This is a genomic window from Nocardiopsis quinghaiensis, from assembly GCF_008638365.1.
Lineage (GTDB): Bacteria > Actinomycetota > Actinomycetes > Streptosporangiales > Streptosporangiaceae > Nocardiopsis > Nocardiopsis quinghaiensis.
Genome location: NZ_VWVU01000003.1, coordinates 90,143 through 112,381, shown reverse-complemented (window position 1 = coordinate 112,381; position 22,239 = coordinate 90,143). Strand labels below are relative to the sequence as shown.

The following is a 22,239-nucleotide window of genomic DNA, read 5'->3' as shown; positions in this document are numbered from 1 at the left end:
CGTTGGTACGCGACGCGCAGCGGCCAGGACGTCCGTGACGCGGTAACGGCCACAGCCGTCCTGTGAGAGGGGAGCGAGGGAACATGACGTTGGCGATTTTCGTAGCGCTCGCGGTCGCGGTGCCGGTGGTCGTGGACACCCTGGTCCCCCTGGGGGACAGGAGCGGCCTGGGGGTCCGCAGAGGTGCGGCGCGCAGGGCCGTCGCGGCCCTGCGGAACTTTCGGACCCAGCACGCGCCCGCGCGGGCCGTAAGCCCCGGGAAGGCCTCGGAGAACCGGGTGCCGGAGCCGAGGCGGGAGGCGGAACCGGCCGGGCGGGGTCCCACGGTCGCGCCATCCCGCGGGCGCCGTCCCTGGAACGGGGGTCCCGCCCGGACGGGCCGCCCCCACCGCGCCGCCGCGAAGGCTTCCCTCTCCTGACAACGGACCGAACGGGGCCGGTGCTCCTCCGCGAGCGCCGGCCCCGTCGTCACGTGCGGCCCCGCCCTCGCCTCTCGCCGCGCGGACCGGCCCCTCGGCCCTCCACCGACGGCCCTGGTGCAACGGGACGAGGGTCCCGCCGTATCCCCGGCGGGACCCTCACGCGTGCGGAACCTCAGCCCCGGAGCCGCCGCTCGGCGGCCTCCCACGGGGCCTGCGGCCCGGTCGGCTCGTAGCGGCCGGCCTCGGTGGAGCCGGCGACGATCCGGCGCAGGTCGGCCAGACCGCCCTCCACCGTCCCGACCGCGCGGGCCTGCACCAGCAGGTTGCCGATGGCGGCGCCCTCGGTGGGCCCGGCGACGACCGACAGGCCCACGGCGTCCGCGGTGAGCTGGCACAGCAGCTCGTTGCGCGATCCCCCGCCGACCACGTGGACCACCTCCACGTCCGTCCCGCTCAGCTCGGCGGCCTGGTGCACCGCCCTGCGGTAGGCCAGGGCCAGCGAGTCCACCACGCACCGCGCCACCTCGGCGTCGGTCTCCGGCGGGCGCTGTCCGGTCTCGGTGGCGAAAGCGGCGATACGCGCGGGCATGTCGCCCGGCGGCAGGAACCGGGGATCGTCCACGTCCACCACGCACGAGAGCGCGGGCACGCGGGCGGCCCGCGCCAACAGGTCGGGCAGGTCCACCTCCCGGCCCCGCTCCCGCCAGACGCGCAGCGACTCCTGGAGCACCCACAGGCCCATGACGTTGCGCAGGTAGCGGACCGTGCCGTCCACGCCCAGCTCGTTGGTGAAGTTGGCCGACCGGCTCGCCTCGGTGCGCACGGGCTCGTCCAGCTCCACCCCCACCAGCGACCACGTCCCCGAGGAGACGTAGGCGAAGTTGGGGGTGGCGGCGGGCACGGCCACCACGGCGGAGGCGGTGTCGTGCGAGCCGACCGCCACCAGCGGTGTGCCCGCCGCACCGTCGCGGACGGTTCCGACGACGGTTCCCGGCTCGACCAGTGCGGGCAGCAGCTCCCGCGCCGGAACACCGTAGCGCTCCCGGAGCAGGTCCAGGCACTCCCCGGCCCAGCGGCGTTCGCGCACGTCCACCAGGCCGGTGGTGGAGGCGTTGGTCAGCTCGGCGACCCGCTCCCCCGTCAGCCAGTACCCGAGCAGGTCGGGCACCAACAGCAGGGCGCGGGCGGCCGCCAGCTGGGCGTCCCCGGAGGCGGCGGCGAGCTGGAACACCGTGTTGAACGGCTGCACCTGCAACCCGTTGACCGCGTACAGCTCCTCCGCGGGCAGGTGCGCGAACACCCGCTCGGGCACCCCGTCGGTGCGGGCGTCGCGGTAGTGGACGGGGTTGCCGATCAGGACGCCGTCGGCGTCCAGCAGGCCGTAGTCCACCGCCCAGGAGTCCACTCCGGCCGAGGCCAGCCCGTGGGGTTCGGCGGCCCGCCGCAGCCCCTCGACCACGCCCGCGTACAGGGACAGCACGTCCCAGTGCAGGGTGGAGCGGTTCCCGGCGGGTACGGTGACCGGCCCGTTGGGGAAGCGGGCGACCTCCTCGGTGCGCAGCCGCCCGTCCTCGATCCGCCCGGCGATGACCCGCCCGCTGGAGGCGCCCAGGTCGACGGCTGCGTGGACCGCCGTGCCGTTGGCGGCGCTCATCGCAGGAACGCGGCGGCGACGCCGCTGTCCACGGGGATGTGCAGGCCGGTGGTGTGCGACAGCTCCCCGGCCGTCAGCGCGAACACCGCGTTGGCGACGTTCTCGGGCAGTACCTCGCGGCCCAGGATGGTGCGCTTGGCGTAGAACGCGCCCAGGTCCTCCTCCTTGACCCCGTAGACCTTGGCCCGCTGGGCTCCCCATCCCCCGGCGAAGATGCCCGAACCGCGCACCACCCCGTCGGGGTTGACGCCGTTGACCCGGATGCCCTCGCCGCCCAGTTCTGCGGCGAGCAGCCGCACCTGGTGGGCCTGATCGGCCTTGACGGCGGAGTAGGCGACGTTGTTGGGCCCGGCGAACACGGCGTTCTTGGAGGCGATGTAGACGATGTCGCCGCCCATGCCCTGGGCCGTCATCACGCGCGCGGCCTCACGGGAGACCAGGAAGGATCCCTTGGCCATGACGTCGTGCTGCAGGTCCCAGTCGCGTTCGGTGGTCTCCAGCAGCGGCTTGGAGATGGACAGCCCGGCGTTGTTGACCACCAGGTCCACCCCGCCGAAGGCCAGCGCGGCCTCGCCGAGGGCGCGGGCCACCGCGTCGGCGTCGCTGACGTCGCAGGCCACGCCCACGGCCGTGTCCGCGCCGCCGAGCTCGGCGGCGGTCTCGGCGGCCTTGTCGGCGTCCAGGTCGGCCACGACCACGCACGCGCCCTCGGCAGCCAGCCGGGTGGCGATCGCCTTACCGATGCCACTGGCCGCGCCGGTGACCAGGGCGATCCGGGTGGCGAGCGGCTTGGGCCTGGGCAGACGGGCCAGCTTGGCCTCCTCCAGCGCCCAGTACTCGATGCGGAACTTCTCCGACTCCTCGATGGGCCGGTAGGTGGAGACCGTCTCGGCTCCGCGCATGACGTTGATGGCGTTGACGTAGAACTCGCCCGCCACGCGCGCGGTCTTGGCGTCCTTGCCGAAGGAGAACATGCCCACGCCCGGGACCAGCACGATCGCCGGGTCGGCACCGCGCATGGCGGGGCTGTCGGGGTCGGCGTGGCGCTCGTAGTAGGCGCGGTACTCGGCCCGGTACTCCTCGTGCAGTTCGCGCAGCCGCGCGATCGCCTGCTCCTGCGGAGCGTCGGCGGGCAGGTCGAGCACCATGGGGCGGACCTTGGTGCGCAGGAAGTGGTCGGGGCAGGAGGTGCCCAGTGCGGCCAGGCGCGGGTGCTCGGCCGAGGCCAGGAAGTCCAGTACCACGTCGCTGTCGGTGAAATGGCCGATCTGGGGGTGGTCGGTGGAGGCCAGGCCGCGGATGACGGGGGCCAGGGCGGCGGCGCGCTCGCGGCGCTCGTCGGCGGGCAGGGCGCCGTAGCCGTCCAGGGCGGGGCCGAAGGGCTGGGACCGGCCGTGCTCTCCGAGACCGCGCTGTTCGATGAAGCGCTCGGCGGTGTGGATGATCTCCAGGGAGTTGGCCTGGCACTGCTCGCTGGTCTCGGCCCAGGCGGTGATGCCGTGGCCGCCCAGGACGGCGCCGATGGCGTTCGGGTTCTCCTCGGCGATCTTGGCGATGTCCAGGCCGAGCTGGAATCCGGGGCGCCGCCAGGGCACCCACACCACGCGGTCGCCGAAGCACTCACGGGTCAGGCGCTCGCCGTCGGCCGCGGTGGCCAGGGCGATACCGGAGTCGGGGTGCAGGTGGTCCACGTGCGCGGCGCGCAGCAGGCCGTGCATGGCGGTGTCGATGGAGGGTGCGGCGCCGCCCTTGCCGAACAGGCAGTGGTCGAAGGCGGCGACCATCTCGTCCTCGCGCTCCTCGCCGGGGTAGACGTCCACGAGGGCGCGCAGGCGGTCCAGGCGCAGCACGGCCAGGCCGTCCTCGGTGAGGGTGCCGAGGTCGCCGCCGGAGCCCTTGACCCACAGCAGGTCGACGGGCTGTCCGGTGACGGGGTCGGTGCGTGTGCCCGCGGCGGAGGTGTTGCCGCCCGCGAAGTTGGTGTTGCGCGGGTCGGAGCCGAGGGTGTTGCTGCGGACGAGGAGTTGTTCGACGACGGAGTCGGGCACGGTGTCTCCCTGTTCGGTACTGCTGTGCTCTGGCGTGGTCGGCGGCTGGCTCACGCGCCCCACCCGGCCTGTGCGCCGCCCTTGCGCTCCTCGACGACGCGCTCCACGTAGCCGGAGCGGGCGTGCGCGGCCATGGGGTCGGGGTCCAGTCCCTGGTCGGCGCGCAGGTCGGCGAGCATGGGGCGCACGTCGGTGTTGTAGGCGTCCATCAGGGCGGCGTTGGCGGCCAGGACGTCGCCCTCGCGCTGGGCGTCGGCGAGCGCGTCGGTGTCCACCAGCAGGGCCTTGGCGGTGGCCTCCTGCACGTTCATGACCGAGCGGATCTGCCCGGCGATCTTGGGCTCGATGTTGTGGCACTGGTCGAGCATGAACGCGACCTCGGTGTCGGTGGCCAGGCCGCCGCCGCGCACGACCTCGTACATGATGCGGAAGAGCTGGAAGGGGTCGGCGGAGCCGACCATGAGGTCGTCGTCGGCGTAGAAGCGCGAGTTGAAGTCGAAGGCGCCGAGCTTTCCCGCCCGGAGCAGGAACGCGACGATGAACTCGATGTTGGTGTGCGCGGCGTGGTGGCCGGTGTCGACGCAGACCACGGCCTTCTCGCCCAGTTCCAGGCAGTGGGCGTAGGCGGTGCCCCAGTCGGGGACGTCGGTGGCGTAGAAGGCGGGCTCGAAGAGCTTGTACTCCAGTTGGAGGCGCTGGTCGGGGCCGAGCCTGCCGTAGACCTCGGACAGGGCCTCGGCGAGGCGGTCCTGGCGGGCGCGCAGGTCGTCCTGGCCGGGGTAGTTGGTGCCGTCGGCGAACCACAGCTTGAGGTCGCGCGAACCGGTGGCGTCCATGACGTCCACGCACTCCAGCAGGTGGTCGATCGCCTTGCGGCGCACCGCCGGGTCGGGGTTGGTGACGCTGCCGAGCTTGTAGTCGTCGTCCTGGAAGACGTTGGCGTTGATCGTGCCGACACCGATGCCCAGGTCGCGGGCGTGGGCGGCGAGCGCGGCGTAGTCGTCCACCTTGTCCCAGGGGATGTGCAGGGCGACCGTGGGGGCGACGCCGGTGAGCCTGTGCACCTGGGCGGAGTCGGCGACCTTCTCCCAGGGGTCGCGGGGTACGCCGGGCTGCGCGAACACCTTGAACCGGGTACCGGAGTTCCCGAAGGCCCAGGAGGGGAGTTCGATGTGCTGGCGCCGCAGGACGTCCAGGGCGTCCGCGCGGCGTTCGGGGAGTGCTGCCACGGTGGGGCTCCGTTCGGGGAGGACACGACTGTCGGTGGGGCCGGCGAGCGAGCGATTGAATCGTTTCACTCAGGTTTCGCTGAAACTACCCCCAGCTCTTCTCGCATGTCAAGACGTACCCAGCGACTCCCCTGGTCAGCGTACATCTCAGCTCTTGAATCGTTTTATTACAGGTGCGTACAACCGAACGGGGCCGGAAGGGCGGTGCCGTGGACGTGCGGCGCCCTCAGGATCCCAGGGCCATGCGTACGCCCAGGGTGAGCATGACGGCGGCGATGAGCGCGTCCAGGACGCGCCAGGCACCCGGCCGGGCGAAGAGGGGACGCAGCAGCCGCGCGCCGAAGCCGAGACCGAAGAACCACACGAAGCTGCCCGTGACGGCGCCCGCCGCCCACCACCAGCGGGCGCCGCCGTCCTGCTGGTTGGCGAGGGAGCCGAGGAGGACCACGGTGTCCAGGTACACGTGCGGGTTGAGCCAGGTGAGCACCAGTGCCGTCGTCACGGCGGCCCCACGGCCGCCCCCGGGCCCGCCGCCGACCACGAGCGCGCCCGGACGCAGGACCCGGCGCACCGCGGACAGGCCGTAGACGAGGAGGAAACCCGCGCCGAGGAGGCGGACCACGACGACGGCGGCCGGGGCGGCCTCGACGACGGCGCCGACGCCGAGGACTCCGGCCGTGATGAGCGCGGCGTCGGACAGGGCACAGACCAGCACCACCGGCAGGACCGCGCCGAGGCGGCCCTCGATACCGGTCCGCAGGACGTAGGCGTTCTGGGCTCCGATGGCCACGATGAGCGCCAGCCCGGTGCCGAAACCGAGCAGGGCGGGGAGAAGGGTCGCGTTCACCGTCAGAACGTTAGGAGCGCGCACCCCATGCAGTAAAGCTAAACTTTCTTAGGATCCCTGAGAGAGGCTTCATATGCCGTTCCAGTTCGACCACCTGCGCACCCTGACCGCCCTGGTGGACGAGGGCACCTTCGAGTCCGCCGCGCGACGGCTGCACGTGACGGCGTCGGCGGTGTCCCAGCGGGTCAGGGCGATGGAACAGACCGCGGGCAAGGTCCTGGTGCAGCGCACGAACCCGGTGCGGACCACCGCCGCCGGGGACGCCGTACTGCGCTACGCCCGCCAGGTGCTGCTGCTGGACGAGGACACCGCCGCCGAGCTCCGGATGGGCGACCGGGAGCGGGGCCGGGTGTCGGTGCCGCTGGCCGTCAACGCCGACAGCCTGTCCACCTGGTTCCTGGAGGCGCTGGCCGACCTGCCCGCCGAGCTGGGAGCGGTGTTCGAGATCCACCGCGAGGACGAGGAGCACACCACCTCACTGCTGCGCTCGGGAACGGTGATGGCCGCCGTGACCTCCACCCCCGAGGCGGTTCAGGGATGCGCCGTGGCCGGGCTCGGCGCGATGCGCTACCACGCCGTGTGCAGCCCCGGTTTCGACGACGAGTACCTGGGCGGCCGGGCGGACCCGGAGCTGCTCCCGTACGCGCCGGTGGTCAACTTCGACCGCAGGGACGACCTGCAGGACCGGTTCCTGCGCGAGTCCGCCGGAGCCGAGCCCCGCGGGCCCCGGCACTACATTCCGGCCTCTGAGGACTTCGCCCGGACGGTCGTGCTCGGGTTCGGCTGGGGTGTGGTTCCCGAGCGGCAGTGCTCGGCCGGCATCGCGGCCGGGCGCCTGGTGGCGCTGGCACCGGACCGGCCGGTGGACGTGCGCCTGTACTGGCAGCGGTGGAACCTGCGCTCACCGGTCCTGGACGCGGTCTCCGAGGCCGTGCGCGCGGGCGCGGCGGCCCGCCTGCACCCGCTGTAGGCGCCCTTCCCCGGCGGTGCGCGGCCGCGTGCACACGAGGCACGGGGTACCCCCGCCGGCCCCGGGGCTACCGCGCGCGCAGGTGGTCGCGCAGGGACCGCGCCACCCGCGCCATGAGCGCCTCGGCCCCCGGCTGCTGGAAGGCGGGCACACGCGACTCGGTCAGCACCGCGACGGCGAAGGCCTGGCCGCCGTCGTGCTCGACCACCCCGACCTCGTGGCGCAGGTTGAGCAGGCTCCCGGTCTTGGAGGACCACCGGGAGGCGTCGGAGGTGAACTCGGGCGCCAGCCGGTGGCGCAGGAGGTTGTCGCCCATCAGCTCCCGTACCCGCGCGGCCACCTCCGCGTCGATGGCCGAGGGCCGCCACAGCGCCTCCATCAGGTCGGTGAACGCCCGGGCCGACCCGGAGCTGGCGCGCGTGGCGTCGAGCTGCGCGATCCGGTGCCCCCGCCCGGCGGTGCCCTCTCCGATGGCCAGCAGATGGGCGAGGTGGACCTCGTCGGGGTCGAGCCGGTTGGCCGGGGTGTCGCCGAGGTCGCGGATCGTGTGCCGCACGGTGACACCGCGCAGGCCGAACGCGCGCAGCGACGCGGCGACCCGCGCGGGCGGTGTGAGGTCGAACAGGACGTCCGTGGCCGTGTTGTCGCTCAGGCACGTGCTGAGGTAGAGCAGGTCCTCGACGCTGACCCGGACCGGGTGGCGGAACTTGGTCAGCCCGGTGTGTCCTCGAACGGTGCTCCTGCCCGGCTCCACGAGGATCTGTTCGGCGCCGTCGAGCTCTCCCGCGCGTACGCGTTCGAGCGTGGCGATCGCGAGCGGAATCTTGACGAGGGAGGCCGTCGGGAACTCCAGGTCCGGCTCGATGCCCAGTTCCCCGCCCGTGCTCAGGTCCCGTACGAGGAAGGAGCCCCGCAGGCCCGCCTCGTCGAGTTCGCCGCGCAGCTCGCGGATCAGGGCCGTGGCACTCACACCGCCTCCTCTTCCTCCGCGCCCAGACAACGGGCGATCGTCCGACCCAGGAGCGTACGCAGGCGCTCGGCCTCGTCCCCGGTTTCGGCGGCCACGTCATAGCCGCGGGCGAGGCGGATCTCGCCCGTCGGCCGCCAGTACAGTCCCAGCTCCTCGGCCTGCCGTGGTGAGCACAGCAGAAGGTCGTCCGAGCCCAGGACCTCCGCGGCGGCGGAGGCCAGGGAGGCGGCGGAGGCCACCTGCGCGGGCCGCAGGCCCACGGAGTCCCGCAGGCGTGTCAGGGGGTCGCGCACGTGGGGGACGTCGTCCTCGGGCTGGAGCCAGACGCGGCGCCCGCGCGAGGACAGCCTGTCACGGGACAGGCGCAGGGTCTCGACGTAGACGACCCCGGCCCGGGGCTGTCCTGCTCCCGCCAGGCCCAGCGGAACCCTCCAGGCGGCCTCGTCCGGCGGCACGCCCACCAGGGCCGCGCGGACCTCCCGAAGGCCCAGGAGCTCGGCCCGCGCGGCGGGTGCGGCGGGGCGGAAGTCCAGGTGGACGCCCTCCTCACGGGCCTCGGCGCCCAGGAGGGCGAGGTCGCGCGCGGCGCAGGTGTCGGGCACGGCCAGGCGCAGGGGACGGAGCACCGCCCTCTCGGCGTCGTGCTCCATCTCCTCGGCCAACTGGACCAGGCGCCTGGCCGAGGGCAGCATGTCGCGGCCGAACTGGGTGAGGGTCGCCCGGCGGGTGGAGCGGTCGAACAGGCGCGCGCCCAGGTGCTTCTCCAGGGCGGCGATACGCCTGCTGGCGACCGGCTGGGGTATGCGCGCGGCGGCGGCCCCGAGGGTGAAGCTGCCCCTCTCGCCCACGTTCACGAACGCCCTGCAGGCGCCGACGAGGTCCATGGCCCCACACTATGCCGTTTCCGCATGGAAGTGTCTGTTTCCGTCTTGGACAGCATCGTCGGCGGAGGTCAGACTGCTGGCAGAGGCCGCCCCGGCAGGGGGCGCGGCGTGTGTGGCGCCCCCTGGGGCGTTCCACCACGGCTCCCGTTCTGGATCAGATTGTCCAGAACGGTCGTACGACACGCATCGCCCAGGACAGGAAGAACAGACAGATGGTGCTTTCACCCGCCCGACGTACCGGACTCGCGGCCCTGGCCGCGTTCGTCCTCGTCCCCGTCACCGCCTGCGGACCGCCCGGCTCCGGTACCGCCACGGAGGCGGAGGCGTCGGCGGCTTCCCAGCCCTCCGAAGCCTCCGCCGAGCTCGCCCGGGAGTTCGAGCGGCTGGAGGAGGAGTTCGACGCGCGGCTGGGCGTCTACGCGGTGGACACCGGCACGGAGGAGGAGATCGCGCACCGCCCCGACGAGCGGTTCGCCTACTGCTCCACCCACAAGGCGTTCTCCGCGGGCGCGGTGCTCCAGCGGAACACGCCGGAGGAGATGGAGGAGGTCATCACCTACACCGAGGACGACCTGCTCGGCTACGCGCCCGTCACCGAACAGCACGTGGACACCGGGATGACCCTGATGGAGCTGACCGACGCCGCCGTCCGCTACAGCGACAACACCGCGGCCAACCTGCTGTTCGAGGAGCTGGGCGGCCCGGACGGGTTCGAGGAGGCGATGGAGGCCGTCGGCGACGACGTGATCGAGGCAGACCGCGTGGAGCCGGGACTGAGTGAGGCGGCGCCCGGGGACGTCCGTGACACGAGCACGCCGCGCGCCATGGCCGAGAGCCTGCGGAAGTTCACGCTCGGGGACGCGCTGCCCGAGGACCGGCGCGACGTGCTCACCGACATGCTCGTCAACAACGTGACCGGGGACGAGCTGATCCGCGCCGGGGTTCCCGAGGGCTGGGAGGTCGGCGACAAGACGGGGAGCGGGGGCTACGGCACGCGCAACGACATCGCCGTCCTGTGGCCCCCGGAGGGCGAGCCCATCGTCCTCGCGGTCATGTCCAGCCGTGACGAGGAGGACGCCGAGTACGACAACGCGCTGATCGCCGAGGCGGCCGAGGTCGTCGTGGAGGCCCTGGCCTAGCGGTCGTACGGTGCGGACGGGCGGTGCGGACGCGTGGCGAAGGAGACCGCGCTTCCGCACCGCCCGCCCCGGAGCGGGGCACCCGAAAGGGTGTCCTAACCTGGGAGCGGCCCGGACCGGAGAGGTGTCCGGCAGCCGCCGGTGTCCGGCCCGAGCGAGCCCGAACGAGTCCGAGGAACAGCGTGAGCATCAGTCCCCGTGTCACAGCGACCGTCTTCCGCGTGGTGGCGGTCATCGAGGCCCTGACCTGGATCGGTCTCCTGGGCGGCATGTACGTCAAGTACCTGGGCAGCGGCAGCGAGGCGGGCGTGCACCTCTTCGGCCCCCTGCACGGCGGGGCCTTCGTGGCCTACGTGGTCGTCACCGTCCTCGCCGCGCTCCACCTGCGCTGGAGCCTGTGGCCGACCCTGGTGGCCCTGGCCGCGTCCATCCCTCCCGTGGGCACCGTGGTCGCGGACTGGTGGCTGCACCGCACCGGGCGGCTGGCGTTCCGCGCCGAGGAGAAGGACGGGGCCTCCGAGCCCGTGGCCTGACCGGAACCGTTCGCGGGGCCCGACGGGACTTCACGTCCTGTTGGGCCCAGCGCCATTTTCTGGCATGTCACCCTTTGCGCACACACGGTGACCTGTGCTTGGTTGACAACCAGTCAGTAACCCCCGCTGCGGAAGGACCCCCATGCCCCCCGCTCGCACGGCCGCGCTCACCTGCGCCGCGTTCGTCCTCACCCTGGCCCCTGCCGTCCCCGCCAGTGCCTCGGCCGCCGAGGGCCCCCTCTCCCGGACCACCTCCGTGGGCGTGCACAACGCCTACCAGACGGGCACGTTCCCCTACTTCGCCGACGCCCTGGACTCCGGCGCCGGGCTCCTGGAACTGGACGTGTGGACCGACGAGTGGTTCGGCACCTGGCGTGTCAACCACGAACTGGTGGGCCAGGACAACAACTGCGTCGGCGCCACCGCCCCCGAGCAGCTTCGCGACGGCGGCGACGGCGACCTCGCCGACTGCCTGCGCGACGTGCGCACCTGGCACGAGGCCAACCCCGGCCACCAGCCGCTGCTGCTCAAGGTCGAACTGAAGAAGGGCTACCACTCCGCCTCCGGACTGGGCCCCGCCGAGTTCGACGCGCTCGCCGACCAGGTGCTCGGTGACGCTCTGTTCCGTCCCGGCGACCTGCTCGGCGCCCACGACACCCTGGACGAGGCCGTACGCGCCGACGGCTGGCCCTCCCGTCTCCCGCCACCGCCCGGAAGCCGCTTCGCGGGAGGTGGGACACCCTCAACGGATGCCTTCGGCACAGCACTCCCCTCCCGCGACACCCTGGCTGGAAGGGTGGTCGTCTACCTGACCCCCGGCACCTTCGAGAAGGGCAACCCCTTCGACGACCTGTGGACGGACGAGGAGCAGGCGGCGCGCCTGCGCGACCTGGCCGCCGAGGGGGCCGTCGACGAGGCGGCCACGTTCCCGGCCGTGCTGGGCGCGGAGAGCGGTGACCCGCGCGAGCGCTACGACGAGGACCTGCGCCCGTGGTTCGTGGTCTTCGACGGAAGCGCCCCCTCCTACGCCGGGGGCGTCGACACCTCCTGGTACGGCGAGAACGACTACCTGCTGGTGATGACCGACGCCCACGCCGTGTCCCCGGCGATCGACGCGCGCACCCCCTCCGAGGACGAGGCCGCCGCCCGCGTCCGCGAGCTCGCCCGGTTGGGCGCGACCACCGTCACCAGCGACTGGGCAAGTCTGCCCCATGTGCTCTCCATGGTCGCTCCGCACGGCTCCGAACTGGGCTGACACCACCGGAACCCGTCAGGGAGGGGGATCGCGGCGCGAAGCCGCGGTCCCCTTCCCGCGTTCTGCGGGACGACCCGGAAAAGACGTGTCGAGGACAGCGGAAAGGACCCGCCAAGAGGCGGGACGGAATAGCAGAAACCGCACATGTCCGCCCTATCGTTTCCCCGCAGCCTTGTACGCATCCATCCGCTTACGTCCACCTGGTTGAGGGGCTGACGCCTCGACCGTTCGACGGCCGGGAGACTCACCACGTCACCCTCGCGCGCACCGTGGACATCTCGCGTTCCCTGACGGACCGGCAAGTCGCCACACGAACCGCGAAGGATCAGCCATGACCGCCATGAACAGCACCCACCGGCCAGGTCCGAACCGACGCACCGTCCTGCGTGGAGCGGTCGTGGCCTCGGGCTCCGCCGTCCTCGGCGGGACGTTCGCCCCGGTCGGCGCCACGAGCGCCTCCGCCGAGGTGGTGGAACCGTCCCTGTACACCCGGGCCGACTGGCGGGCCCGCCCGCCCGCGGGCCGGGTCCAGATCCTGGCCGCCCGGCCCCGTTACGTCCTGGTCCACCACACCGCGACGGCCAACAGCGCCGACCGCTCGCTCGACCACGCGCTCGCCCTGTCCCGGGCGATCCAGAGCTTCCACATGGACTCCAACGGGTGGCTCGACACGGGACAGCAGCTGACCATCAGCCGCGGCGGCCACGTCATGGAGGGCCGCGACCGCAGCCTCGCGGCCGTCCGCGAGGGCAGCCACGTCCTGGGCGCCCACGTGGCCAACCACAACAGCACCTGTATCGGCATCGAGAACGAGGGCACCTACATGACGGAGGGGCCCACCGCGGCCCTGACCGACTCCCTGGTGGCGACCCTGGCGTGGTTGTGCGGGGCCTACGGGCTCGATCCGCACACCGCGATCCTGGGCCACCGCGACTTCAACGCCACCGCATGCCCCGGCTACGTGCTGTACGCGATGCTCCCCGAGCTGCGCGACGCGGTCGCCGACGTGATGCGGACCCCGGACGTGAGGCTCGGTGCCCGCCGTGTCCCCGACGACGGGGGACCCACCCATCCGCCCGTGCCCGAGGACGAGCCGGACCGCGCCTTCTACCACGGCCCCGCCCGGGGCCCGGACGACCTCACCCGCTAGGAGACGGCCGGAAACGTCACTGGCGGGCACCGGGCGCTTCCACGGCACAGCACCGGCCCGGGGGGCTCCGGGCAGGCGGGTCCCGGTGTGCGGGCCCGCCCCGCACGGTGGGGGAGACTGGGAGGGTGAGCACCGAGAACCGCCGCCCCGGTCCGCCCGTGACCAGTCCGTCCGTCATCATCCTGACCCTGGCGCGCAGGGTCGAGGCCGAACTGAACACCGCGCTGGCGCCCCTGGACCTCACGGTGGCCCGGCTCGGACTGCTCGGCCACATCGCCGGGGTTCCGGGCGCCTCCTTCAGCGAGCTGGCGCGGATGTCGGGGATCACGGTCCAGAGCGTGCACGGCTCGGTGAAGTCGCTGGCCGCCGCCGGGCTCGTGCGCGACCAGACGGCCCGGGCCGGGACCGCCTCGGCGATCGAGCTCACGCGCGAGGGCGCCCGCCTGCTCGACGCGGCGAAGGAGGCCGTGTCGGCGGTGGACACCGGGATGTTCGGACCGGACGCCGATCCCGTCCAGCGGCAGGTGGGCGACGCCGTACGAGCCGCGTTCGGTGCCCCGGGCGCCTCCTGACCGGCTCCCTCCCTCTTCCACCGGCCCTTCCGGGGCCGTGGGCCGCCCCCTGCTTCAGGTTACCTGAAGCAGGGAGTAGGCTTCAGGCAACCTGAAGGATGAGAGAGACCCCATGGAACACCTGCTGCTCTCGGTCCACGTACTGGCCGCCATCGTGTTCGTCGGCGGCTCGGCCGTCGCGACCAGCCTCTTCCCCCGGTTCGCGCCGGTCGCCGGCGGTGTCCCCGCCGCCGTCGGGAGCACCGCCTCCCCGACCGAGGACACGCGGCCCGGGGCGCGCTCCCCCGGCGAGCGCAACCCCGCCGTGGCCGCACTGCTGCACCGCATCACCCGCGGTTACGCCGTCGCCGGGATCATCGTCCCCGTGGCAGGGATCGCCCTGGCCCTCCTCCAGGGCCGGATGGGCGAGGTCTGGATCACCGTCGCGATACTCCTGACCGCCGCCGCGGGCGTCCTGCTCGCCGCGCAGATCCACCCGCGCCAGCGCGACGCGCTCCGTGAGCCGGGCGGCCCCCGGGGGCTGCGCACGCTGTCGATGCTCGCCGGGATCTACAACCTGGTGTGGGCGGTCGTCGTCGTACTCATGATCGTCCGCCCCGGCGCGGCGGAGTGACCGGCGCGCTGGTTCCGGACGCACCCTCCGGAACCGGGTGGCGCGCCTTCGTCCCGGGCCTCGGCGGCCTCCTCGCCCTGCACCGGATCCGCGCCCGGGGCGGCCGTCCGTTCACTCGGCCAGTCGCCGGGTGATCCGGTCGACGTCCCAGCACCGGGGCGACCGCCCGGGGGCCCGCTGCGCTCGGCCTCCGCATGGGCCCGCCCGTGCGACTCCAGCGCCTGTCCCGCCTCGCCCGCCGCCCCGCGACGAGCCCCGACTGGGTGAGGACGAACGCCGTGCCGGTCCGGCCGTCCGCACGCCGGTTCCACTCCGGGCGGCGGCGCGGCGACCGTTCGGCCCGGTCCAGGTCTTCCCCGGCGACGGCGGCCTGGGCGCGGGGCTCGACCCCGGCCGCCGAGAGCCGCCGCCTGACCGGATGACTAGGCTGGCGCGGTGGAGCTTCGACAATTGAGACACTTCGCCGCCGTGTGCGAGGAGCAGCACTTCACCCGGGCAGCCGAGCTCCTCGGCATCACCCAGTCGGGTCTGTCGGCATCGGTCCGCGCGCTGGAGAGGGACCTGGGCACACAGCTGCTGCTGCGCACCACCCGGCGGGTGATCCCCACCCCGACCGGGCGGCTCCTGCTCACCGAGGCCCAGCACATCCTCACCGCCGCGGACGGGCTCAGGGAGATGGTCGCCGACCACCAGGGGGTGCGCGGCACCCTGTCCCTGGGCACCGAGCAGTGCATGGGGGTGGTGGAGGCGGCTCCGCTGCTGCACGGCTACCGCTCCCGGCATCCCGAGGTGGCCATCAACCTCCAGCAGGCGGCCACCGGGCAGCTGCTGGACCAGTTGCGCGCCGGGCGCCTGGACGCCGCCCTGGTGGCGGGAACGCTGCTCTCGGAGGAGGGGGTGGACCTGCGGCACATCACCGAGGAACCGCTGATGCTGCTGGCCGCCCCCGACCACGCGCTCGACGGCGAGGACGTGCTGTCGATGCTGGCCCGGGAGGACTACGTGGACCTGCACCCGGGGTGGGGCGCGCGCGACTGCGCGGACAGGGCGTTCGGCGAGTTCGGCATCACCCGTCGCGTGGCGCTGCAGGTCAACGACGTCTACACCCTGCTGGACCTGGTGCACCGACGGATGGGTGTGGCGGTGGTACCGCGCCCGGTCGTGGACAAGCCGCAGGCGGCAGGGCTGCGGAGCGTACCGCTGCCGAGCGACACACGGTGGAGGGTCGGTCTGGCCACGCCCAGGGGCGCGAAGCCCTCCGCCGCCACCCGGGCCTTCCTCGACCTGTTGCGCGGGGAGCACCCGATTGATGACTCCGACTCATGAATCCCACAGGCACCACCTGTTGGACATGTGCGAGCCCTGCGGGGCATGGTGACGGGAAGCGGTGCGCACCCGCGCCGCCTCCGGCCACATGTGGGGAGCAAGGATGTCCGAGCGGGTACAAGGGGTGATCTCCCGTGCCAAGGGAGCACCCGTCGAACTGACCACGATCGTGGTCCCCGGTCCGGGACCGGGCGAGGCCGTGGTCAGGGTCCAGGCGTGCGGGGTGTGCCACACCGACCTGCACTACCGCGAGGGCGGCATCAACGACGAGTTCCCGTTCCTGCTCGGGCACGAGGCCGCCGGTGTGGTGGACTCCGTGGGCGAGGGCGTGACCACCGTCGAGCCCGGTGACCACGTGGTCCTCAACTGGCGTGCGGTGTGCGGGAACTGCCGCGCCTGCCGCCGGGGACGGCACCAGTACTGCTTCGACACGCACAACGCCGAGCAGAGGATGACGCTGGAGGACGGCACCGAGCTCTCCCCCGCCCTGGGCATCGGCGCGTTCGCCGAGAAGACCCTGGTCGCCGCCGGGCAGTGCACGAAGGTCGACCCGCAGGCCTCCCCCGCCGCGGCCGGCCTGCTCGGCTGCGGGATCATGGCCGGTATCGGCGCCGCCATCAACACCGGGGGCGTGGGGCTCGGCGACTCGGTCGCCGTCATCGGCTGCGGCGGCGTGGGCAGCGCGGCGGTCGCCGGCGCACGCCTGGCCGGGGCCAACCGGATCATCGCCGTGGACCTGGAGGACCGCAAGCTCGAATGGGCGAGCGGTTTCGGCGCCACCCACACCGTCAACGCCTCCTACACCGACCCGGTCGAGACCATCCGCGACCTGACCGGCGGTTTCGGCGCCGACGTGGTCATCGACGCCGTGGGCACGCCCAGGACCTACGAACAGGCCTTCTACGCCCGCGACCTGGCGGGCACGGTCGTCCTGGTCGGCGTGCCCACTCCGGAGATGCGCCTGGACCTGCCGCTGCTGGACGTCTTCGGCCGCGGCGGCGCGCTGAAGTCCTCCTGGTACGGCGACTGCCTGCCCTCGCGCGACTTCCCCATGCTCGTCGACCTGTATCTGCAGGGCCGTCTGGACCTGGAGGGCTTCGTGACCGAGGAGATCGGACTGAACGATGTCGAGGAGGCCTTCGCCCGCATGGAGCGCGGCGACGTCCTGCGATCGGTGGTGATGCTGTGAGCGCCGAACGAGTGGAGCACCTGACCACGTCGGGGACCTTCGCCCTGGACGGCGGAGAGTGGGAGGTCGACAACAACGTCTGGGTGGTGGGCGACCGCGACCAGGCCCTGGTGATCGACGCGGCGCACGACGCGGACGCGATCCTCGGCGTGGTGGGCGATCGCGAACTGGTGGCGGTGGTGTGCACGCACGGGCACAGCGACCACGTCAACGCCGCCCCGGCGCTCGCCGACGCCACCGGCGCGCCCATCCTGCTGCACCCGGCCGACCGGGTGCTGTGGGACATGACCCATCCCGACAGGGCGCCCGACGCCGAGCTGTCCCAGGGGCAGACCATCAAGATCGCCGGGACCGAGCTGACCGTGCTGCACACCCCGGGACACGCCCCGGGCGCGGTGTGCCTGTACGCCCCAGAGCTGGGTGCGCTGTTCAGCGGGGACACCCTGTTCCAGGGCGGCCCCGGGGCGACGGGGCGTTCCTACTCGGACTTCCCCACGATCGTGGAGTCCATCCGCGACCGGCTGCTCAGCCTGCCGGAGGAGACGGTGGTCAACACCGGGCACGGTCCCTCCACCACGATCGGTGCCGAGGCACCGCACCTGCAGGAGTGGATCGACCGGGGGCACTGAGACGTGTTCCCCGGACCGGTCCGGAAGCCGACGGCCGCCGGGGCGCACCACGCGCCCCGGCGGCCGCGCCGTCCGGACCGCGTCAGCGCAGGAGCATCTCGCCGACCGTCTCGCCCTCCAGCACCCGCCCGGTGGAGCGGAAACCGAGCCTGAGGTAGAAGTCCTCCGGGCCGCCCTCGCCCGGCACCCACATCACGGTGACGCGGTCGTTGCCCCGGCGCCGGGCCTCCTCGCACACGGCCTGGACCGCGAACCGGCCGTAGCCGCGGCCCTGCCTGCCTGCCCTCGGCGATGTTGAGCCGCCAGACACCGCAACGGAAGTCCGGTTCGGGCTCTTCGGGCTGGAAGTTGGCCATGACGAACCCGACGGCCTCGTCGCCGTCCATGACCAGCCGGGGCCACGCGGTCTCGCGGGCGGCGTAGGCCTCGGCCAGGGAGCGCTCCACGGGGGCGACGAACCGGTTCTGGTCCTCGCGGACCTTCACCTTGCAGGCGGTGACGACGTTGTCGGGGGTGATCTCCGCCAGCCGGAGGGAGGGAGAATGCATGGAGGCACCCTACGTTTCGGCCCCGACGGGCACCACGGTTTTTCGTCCGCTCAGGCGTGCTGGTCCGCGGTGGTGAGGTCCCTGCCGTGCTCCATGGCGATGAGCAGCGCGGGTACCAGCTGGTCGGAGCGCTCCGCGAGCCGGTCGGGGTCGAGGAAGACGCGCAACGCCCCCGGTGCGAGGGTGGCCAGTGCGCGCCGGACCGGGGGTTCGTCCAGGCGGTCGCGCAGTCCGGCCACGGTGCCCGGCCAGTGCCGCTCCTGGACGGCGCCCAGGGCCACGGCGGTGAGCCAGAGCGCGAACAGCGGACCGGAGCCGGCACCCAGGTGTCCGGCGCACGCCCGGCGCAGCTCCCCCGGTGCCGCGCCCCACTCCTCCAGCACCTCCAGGGTGGGCCGGTGGGCCTCGGGCACGTCGTGGGCGGTGTCGACGACCACGGCGTCGCAGGTGTTCCAGCGCAGGAACGGCAGCAGCGGGGGAACGTCCAGGACCGTACCGTCGAAGCGTGCGCCCTCCGCGGCGAAGCAGACCGAGCGCCGCATCCCGTGGTCGTCGTTGCCCTTGAGGCTGGGCAGGTCGTCGTGCTCCACCAGGTTGGGCACCACGGTCAGGGTGGGCACTCCGCGCTCCCGCAGGAACCGCAAGGCGGCGCGGTCGTCGGAGCGGCCATCGGCGTCCTTCATGAACCGGCCCATGTCGACCGCCAGGCCCCGGGGCAGGAGCAGGGCGAGCGTGGGCATGTAGGGGTTGATGACGGGAACCGCTCCGGCACCGGTGAACACCGCCCACCGGGCCAGGTGGGCGGTGCGCGAACCCCATTCCACGAAAAGGGAGACCGCGGCTTCGGGGTGCCTTTCCGCGATCCCGCGCACGGATTCCGGGAAACCGGCGCACACGCGTACGTCGTCCTGCAGGACCAGGTGGTGGGTGGAGTCGAGGCGGGCCGCGTCGGTGAAGGCGACCCCCGAGGCGCGCAGGGAGCTGGGCGGCCCCTCGGGCTCGGGATCCAGGGCCAAGGCGCTGTCCGCGATGCCCAGGGAGTCCAGGACCCGCCGGGCGGAGCCGCTCCTTCGGGGATGGGTCATGACCGACGCGGACAGCACAACGAAGGAAAGGGGTTTCGGCATATCAGGATAATACTCGTGAAATGACCGCAAGCACATACAAGAAAGGCGATCACCCCTTCCCCGCGACCCTTACCCGGCCAGATTAGCACACGCCTTTCCCGAAATTCCATTTCCGATTCCCCGGTGCTCGGGTACAACGGCGACCCGCTTCGCCGGGATGCGCGCCGGGCGGTGACCGCGCCCGCCGCCTGGCACCAAGGGAGGCCCTGGTGGCGATCCGCGCGGAGCGTCACGACCTGGCCGCACACCAGGACCGCCTCTCCGGTCCTGGCCCCTACGCCGGGGGCTTCTCCCTCCTCCTCCCCTCCTTCCTCAGGTTCCTCAGGAACTCCTCGCACCCGGTCAGCTCGGTCACGCTCTCCAGCCACTCGGCCAGGCGGCGGAGCCACTCCGGGTCGAGGGCGCCCCTGGGGACGAACAACCCGATGAACACCATCGGAAAACAACTCCACGACGAACGGTGCCGCGTCGTCCTGTCAGGAGGCTGCCGAGCCGCTGTCAGACCGGAACGGACAGAGGAGGGACGGCCTCCGGCGCCACACGCCCCAGAGCTTTCCGGACACCACCGGTCTCATTCGGCCCGGATCACGAGGGGCTCCTCGAAGGACCACATGTCCTCCACCCGGATCTCGGTGACCTCGGTGCCCTCGGGGACGTCGAAGACGACCGTGCCCGACACCTGGTTGCCCGGGTTGATCTGTTCGAGGAACAGCGATTCGTCCTCCAGCATCGTGTTCGATGAGTACTCGTTCCCCTCCCCGTCGACCAGGGAGATCGCCGAACTGTCAAAGACAGTGGCCTCGCTTCCGGTGTTCTCTACCGTCATGTTGACAATCCTGAACTCGCCCTGGGCCTGTTCCTGAGAGAATTGGCCCCCGTAGGTGCTGGCCGTCTCGATCCCGTTGACCGTGACCTGCCACTGGCTGACCGTGCCCGGCTCGCCGACACCCACGGACCCTGGATCCTCCTCCCCACCGGTGGACTCTTCGGTGGCCTCCGGCTCGGACGGGGCCGGTGCGGTCCCGGAGTCGACGGAGAGGATCACCGCCGTGCAGGCGAATACCAGAAGGATGACGAGTAGGGCACTGATACCGCATCCGAGCAGTACCCAGGGCCAGGCCTTTCCCCCGCGCGGCGGTCGCTGACCGTACGGGGGCTGCTGGGGATAACCCGGGCCGTTCGGCGGGTTCTCGTGCATGGCGCGTCACTCCCCCTCGGGAAGGCCCGGAACGGAACACCGGAATCACATCCCTTCAGCAAGGGTCCACCATTTTCTTGGGCGAAGAGCGCGTATTCGCGCAAAGATTTTCCGAAATAAACTCCCGGTTCCTTCAAATCTCTTGGAAACCCTCGGCCCGGGGCGGTGGAGCCGGCCGGGGAAGGGCCCGGGGACGCCCCGGCCCGAGTCGGACCGGGCCAGGGCTGGGCCCGGCGGCGTTCCCGCCACGCGGGGACTAACAGCACGCGAAGAGCAGTCGGTGGATCCGTCCGCATGGGCGTCGTCACAGAGGCACGAAACCCTCTGTCAGCACGGGCTTCCAGCACCGTAATTCGGATCACGCCACTCGTTGGGTAAAGCGGGGATGGCATGCTCCTAGCCTCGTGTTGGCGGAGGTGATTCCCTCACGGGACCTCTGCCGGCGCCCCGCCCGAAGGCGGTTCACGGCGCCCCCACGCACCGCTTGTCTGTACTTCTCCCTGCGTTGGAGCCCTTGGTGACCCTTGCTTCCGCACGCCCCGAGCGCCGTGCCCAGACCGTCCCGGACACCCGGAACATCTCGACTGCCCAGAACCCCCTGATCGGCGAAGTTCCGCCGCAGGCCGGCGCTCCCGAGCACGACGGGGCAGCCCGTAACCGGAAAGCGTCCCAGACGCGCCGCCGCACGCTGCTGCTCGTGTTCGTTCTCGGGGTGCTGTCCGCGATCGGCCCGCTCGCCACCGACCTGTACCTGCCCGCGCTGCCGCAGATCTCCTCGGACCTGGGCACCAGCGAGGCCAGCGTCAAGCTCACCCTGACCTCGGTGATGGCCGGGCTGTCCCTGGGCCAGCTCGTCATCGGCCCGCTCAGCGACCGGTGGGGGCGCCGCATGCCGCTGCTGGCGGGGATCGGCGTGTTCACCGCCACCACCTTCGCCATCGCGATGGTGGGCAGCGTGGAGATGTTCAGCCTGCTGCGCTTCCTGCAGGGGGTGTCGGCCGCAGCCGGACTGGTGATCTCCCGCGCGATCGTGCGGGACGTGTTCGACGGCGACGCCGCCGCCACCTTCTTCTCCCGTCTGGTCCTGCTCTCCGGGCTGGCTCCCATGCTCGGCCCGATCCTGGGCGGCCAGCTGCTCGTCCTGGGTCCCTGGCAGCTGCTCTTCGCCGTGCTCGGCGCGACCGGGCTGGCGACCTTCGCCCTGGTGCTGTTCGGCCTGCCGGAGAGCCTGCCGGCCGACCAGCGTGAGCGGATCAGCCCGCGGGCGCAGATGCAGGTGTTCGGTCGCCTGCTGCGCGACGTCCGCTTCATCGGCCCGACGCTCACGCTCGCGCTGAGCTTCGGGATGAGCTTCACCTACATCTCGACCTTCTCGTTCGTGTCCCACTCCCGCTTCGAGGCCAGCGCCCAGGAGTTCAGCCTGGTGTTCGCGGTGACCACGCTCGGGATGATCCTCGGCAACCAGGTGAACGTGCTCCTGATCCGCCACGTCGAGATCTACCGCCGCCTGTTCCTGGGACTGGCCGGGTCGATCGCGTCCGTGGCCGCGCTGGTGGCGCTGGACGCCTCGGGCGAGGCGAGCCTGGGGACGGTGACCGCGGCGCTGTTCGTGATGATGGTGTTCACCGGCCTGGTGTCGCCGAACGCGACCGCGCTGGCCCTGGACGGGCAGCCGCCGAAGATCGCCGGAAGCGGCTCGGCCCTGCTGGGCACGCTCCAGTTCGGCCTCGGCTCCGGCCTGGCCTCGGTCCCCGGCATGACCGGTCCGGTCACCATGGCGAGCATGACCGCAGTCATGCTGGCCACGGCCGTCGGCGCCGCGGTGGTCTTCACCGCGTTCGCCATGCGCGTCCGGCGCACCTCGCTGGTCGCCGCCTGAGTGTCGGTGCGGGCCACTAGTCTGGTCCGTCCGTGACGGCGCGTCCGAGGAGCTCAT

General features: G+C 72.3%; 21 protein-coding genes. 11 read left to right on the top strand and 10 right to left on the bottom strand.

The features are described 5' to 3' along the window. Positions 1–594 precede the first annotated feature (594 nt). From FYX01_RS09305 to FYX01_RS09290, 4 genes are all read right to left on the bottom strand, one after another. The gene (locus tag FYX01_RS09305; protein WP_150239609.1) at positions 595–2,076 is read right to left on the bottom strand and encodes a rhamnulokinase; all 1,482 of its coding nucleotides are present in this window, start codon (positions 2,074–2,076) and stop codon (positions 595–597) included. After that, positions 2,073–4,187 (bottom strand): bifunctional aldolase/short-chain dehydrogenase, encoded by a 2,115-nt coding sequence (locus tag FYX01_RS09300; protein WP_190394248.1) that lies wholly within the window; start codon positions 4,185–4,187, stop codon positions 2,073–2,075. Before FYX01_RS09300 ends, FYX01_RS09305 begins: the two co-directional genes overlap by 4 nt. Further along, the gene (gene rhaI, locus FYX01_RS09295) at positions 4,175–5,353 is read right to left on the bottom strand and encodes an L-rhamnose isomerase (protein ID WP_150239605.1); all 1,179 of its coding nucleotides are present in this window, start codon (positions 5,351–5,353) and stop codon (positions 4,175–4,177) included. The genes FYX01_RS09300 and rhaI overlap by 13 nt, the downstream gene beginning before the upstream one ends. 226 nt (positions 5,354–5,579) lie before the next feature. Continuing rightward, the gene (locus FYX01_RS09290) at positions 5,580–6,200 is read right to left on the bottom strand and encodes a LysE/ArgO family amino acid transporter (protein WP_223830370.1); all 621 of its coding nucleotides are present in this window, start codon (positions 6,198–6,200) and stop codon (positions 5,580–5,582) included. Between the two features lie 73 nt (positions 6,201–6,273). Between FYX01_RS09290 and FYX01_RS09285 the strand changes: the two genes are divergently transcribed. Next, a complete protein-coding gene (locus FYX01_RS09285; protein ID WP_150239603.1) occupies positions 6,274–7,170 on the top strand; it encodes a LysR family transcriptional regulator ArgP in 897 nt (298 codons plus the stop codon). 67 nt (positions 7,171–7,237) lie between these two features. On the opposite strand, the gene FYX01_RS09280 is transcribed toward FYX01_RS09285, so the two are convergent. Then, complete coding sequence (locus tag FYX01_RS09280; RefSeq protein WP_150239601.1) at positions 7,238–8,140, bottom strand: serine hydrolase; 903 nt, start codon at positions 8,138–8,140, stop codon at positions 7,238–7,240. Next, positions 8,137–9,024: a LysR family transcriptional regulator gene (locus tag FYX01_RS09275; protein WP_150239599.1), complete on the bottom strand. Its 888-nt coding sequence runs from the start codon at positions 9,022–9,024 to the stop codon at positions 8,137–8,139. The genes FYX01_RS09280 and FYX01_RS09275 overlap by 4 nt, the downstream gene beginning before the upstream one ends. Positions 9,025–9,236: 212 nt before the next feature. On the opposite strand from FYX01_RS09275, the gene bla reads away from it, so the two are divergent. The 9 genes from bla (at position 9,237) to FYX01_RS09225 (ending at position 17,430) form a co-directional block, all read left to right on the top strand. Next, a complete protein-coding gene (gene bla / locus FYX01_RS09270) occupies positions 9,237–10,163 on the top strand; it encodes a class A beta-lactamase (RefSeq protein ID WP_150239597.1) in 927 nt (308 codons plus the stop codon). A gap of 182 nt (positions 10,164–10,345) precedes the next feature. Then, positions 10,346–10,696 carry a DUF3817 domain-containing protein gene (locus FYX01_RS09265; protein WP_150239595.1) on the top strand — a complete coding sequence of 117 codons (351 nt, stop codon included), beginning with the start codon at positions 10,346–10,348 and terminating at the stop codon, positions 10,694–10,696. 142 nt (positions 10,697–10,838) lie between these two features. After that, positions 10,839–11,951, top strand: coding sequence for a phosphatidylinositol-specific phospholipase C domain-containing protein (locus tag FYX01_RS09260; protein ID WP_150239593.1), 1,113 nt, complete (start codon positions 10,839–10,841; stop codon positions 11,949–11,951). A gap of 340 nt (positions 11,952–12,291) precedes the next feature. After that, entirely contained in the window at positions 12,292–13,101 is an 810-nt protein-coding gene (locus FYX01_RS09255; RefSeq protein ID WP_150240054.1) for a peptidoglycan recognition protein family protein, read from the top strand. A gap of 125 nt (positions 13,102–13,226) precedes the next feature. Continuing rightward, entirely contained in the window at positions 13,227–13,673 is a 447-nt protein-coding gene (locus FYX01_RS09250) for a MarR family winged helix-turn-helix transcriptional regulator (protein WP_150239591.1), read from the top strand. 112 nt (positions 13,674–13,785) lie between these two features. Beyond that, positions 13,786–14,286: a hypothetical protein gene (locus FYX01_RS09245; RefSeq protein WP_150239589.1), complete on the top strand. Its 501-nt coding sequence runs from the start codon at positions 13,786–13,788 to the stop codon at positions 14,284–14,286. Between the two features lie 450 nt (positions 14,287–14,736). Next, entirely contained in the window at positions 14,737–15,612 is an 876-nt protein-coding gene (locus FYX01_RS09235) for a LysR family transcriptional regulator (protein ID WP_150239588.1), read from the top strand. Between the two features lie 103 nt (positions 15,613–15,715). After that, positions 15,716–16,801, top strand: a complete 1,086-nt coding sequence (locus FYX01_RS09230) for an S-(hydroxymethyl)mycothiol dehydrogenase (protein ID WP_150239586.1) — start codon at positions 15,716–15,718, stop codon at positions 16,799–16,801. Further along, on the top strand, positions 16,798–17,430 hold the full coding sequence (locus tag FYX01_RS09225; protein WP_150239584.1) for an MBL fold metallo-hydrolase: 633 nt from the start codon (positions 16,798–16,800) through the stop codon (positions 17,428–17,430). Before FYX01_RS09230 ends, FYX01_RS09225 begins: the two co-directional genes overlap by 4 nt. Before the next feature lie 82 nt (positions 17,431–17,512). On the opposite strand, the gene FYX01_RS27350 is transcribed toward FYX01_RS09225, so the two are convergent. From FYX01_RS27350 to FYX01_RS09205, 4 genes are all read right to left on the bottom strand, one after another. Further along, on the bottom strand, positions 17,513–17,740 hold the full coding sequence (locus FYX01_RS27350) for a GNAT family N-acetyltransferase (protein ID WP_449406780.1): 228 nt from the start codon (positions 17,738–17,740) through the stop codon (positions 17,513–17,515). Positions 17,741–18,028: 288 nt separating this feature from the next. Further along, on the bottom strand, positions 18,029–19,105 hold the full coding sequence (locus FYX01_RS09215) for a hypothetical protein (RefSeq protein WP_190394247.1): 1,077 nt from the start codon (positions 19,103–19,105) through the stop codon (positions 18,029–18,031). 274 nt (positions 19,106–19,379) lie between these two features. Then, positions 19,380–19,541: a hypothetical protein gene (locus tag FYX01_RS26560; RefSeq protein ID WP_223830368.1), complete on the bottom strand. Its 162-nt coding sequence runs from the start codon at positions 19,539–19,541 to the stop codon at positions 19,380–19,382. A gap of 135 nt (positions 19,542–19,676) precedes the next feature. Next, complete coding sequence (locus tag FYX01_RS09205; RefSeq protein WP_150239582.1) at positions 19,677–20,303, bottom strand: DUF4352 domain-containing protein; 627 nt, start codon at positions 20,301–20,303, stop codon at positions 19,677–19,679. Between the two features lie 517 nt (positions 20,304–20,820). Between FYX01_RS09205 and FYX01_RS09200 the strand changes: the two genes are divergently transcribed. After that, positions 20,821–22,182: a multidrug effflux MFS transporter gene (locus FYX01_RS09200; protein WP_150239580.1), complete on the top strand. Its 1,362-nt coding sequence runs from the start codon at positions 20,821–20,823 to the stop codon at positions 22,180–22,182. The last annotated feature ends 57 nt before the right edge of the window (positions 22,183–22,239 follow it).

Bases quoted from the DNA above. Each gene is read 5' to 3' on its own strand.
- FYX01_RS09275 (WP_150239599.1), bottom strand. From the start codon at position 9,024: ATGGACCTCGTCGGCGCCTGCAGGGCGTTCGTGAACGTGGGCGAGAGG.
- FYX01_RS09215 (WP_190394247.1), bottom strand. From the start codon at position 19,105: ATGCCGAAACCCCTTTCCTTCGTTGTGCTGTCCGCGTCGGTCATGACC.
- FYX01_RS09285 (WP_150239603.1), top strand. From the start codon at position 6,274: ATGCCGTTCCAGTTCGACCACCTGCGCACCCTGACCGCCCTGGTGGAC.
- bla (WP_150239597.1), top strand. From the start codon at position 9,237: ATGGTGCTTTCACCCGCCCGACGTACCGGACTCGCGGCCCTGGCCGCG.
- FYX01_RS26560 (WP_223830368.1), bottom strand. From the start codon at position 19,541: ATGGTGTTCATCGGGTTGTTCGTCCCCAGGGGCGCCCTCGACCCGGAG.
- FYX01_RS09230 (WP_150239586.1), top strand. From the start codon at position 15,716: ATGTCCGAGCGGGTACAAGGGGTGATCTCCCGTGCCAAGGGAGCACCC.
- FYX01_RS09255 (WP_150240054.1), top strand. From the start codon at position 12,292: ATGAACAGCACCCACCGGCCAGGTCCGAACCGACGCACCGTCCTGCGT.
- FYX01_RS09205 (WP_150239582.1), bottom strand. From the start codon at position 20,303: ATGCACGAGAACCCGCCGAACGGCCCGGGTTATCCCCAGCAGCCCCCG.
- FYX01_RS09260 (WP_150239593.1), top strand. From the start codon at position 10,839: ATGCCCCCCGCTCGCACGGCCGCGCTCACCTGCGCCGCGTTCGTCCTC.
- FYX01_RS09305 (WP_150239609.1), bottom strand. From the start codon at position 2,076: ATGAGCGCCGCCAACGGCACGGCGGTCCACGCAGCCGTCGACCTGGGC.
- FYX01_RS09245 (WP_150239589.1), top strand. From the start codon at position 13,786: ATGGAACACCTGCTGCTCTCGGTCCACGTACTGGCCGCCATCGTGTTC.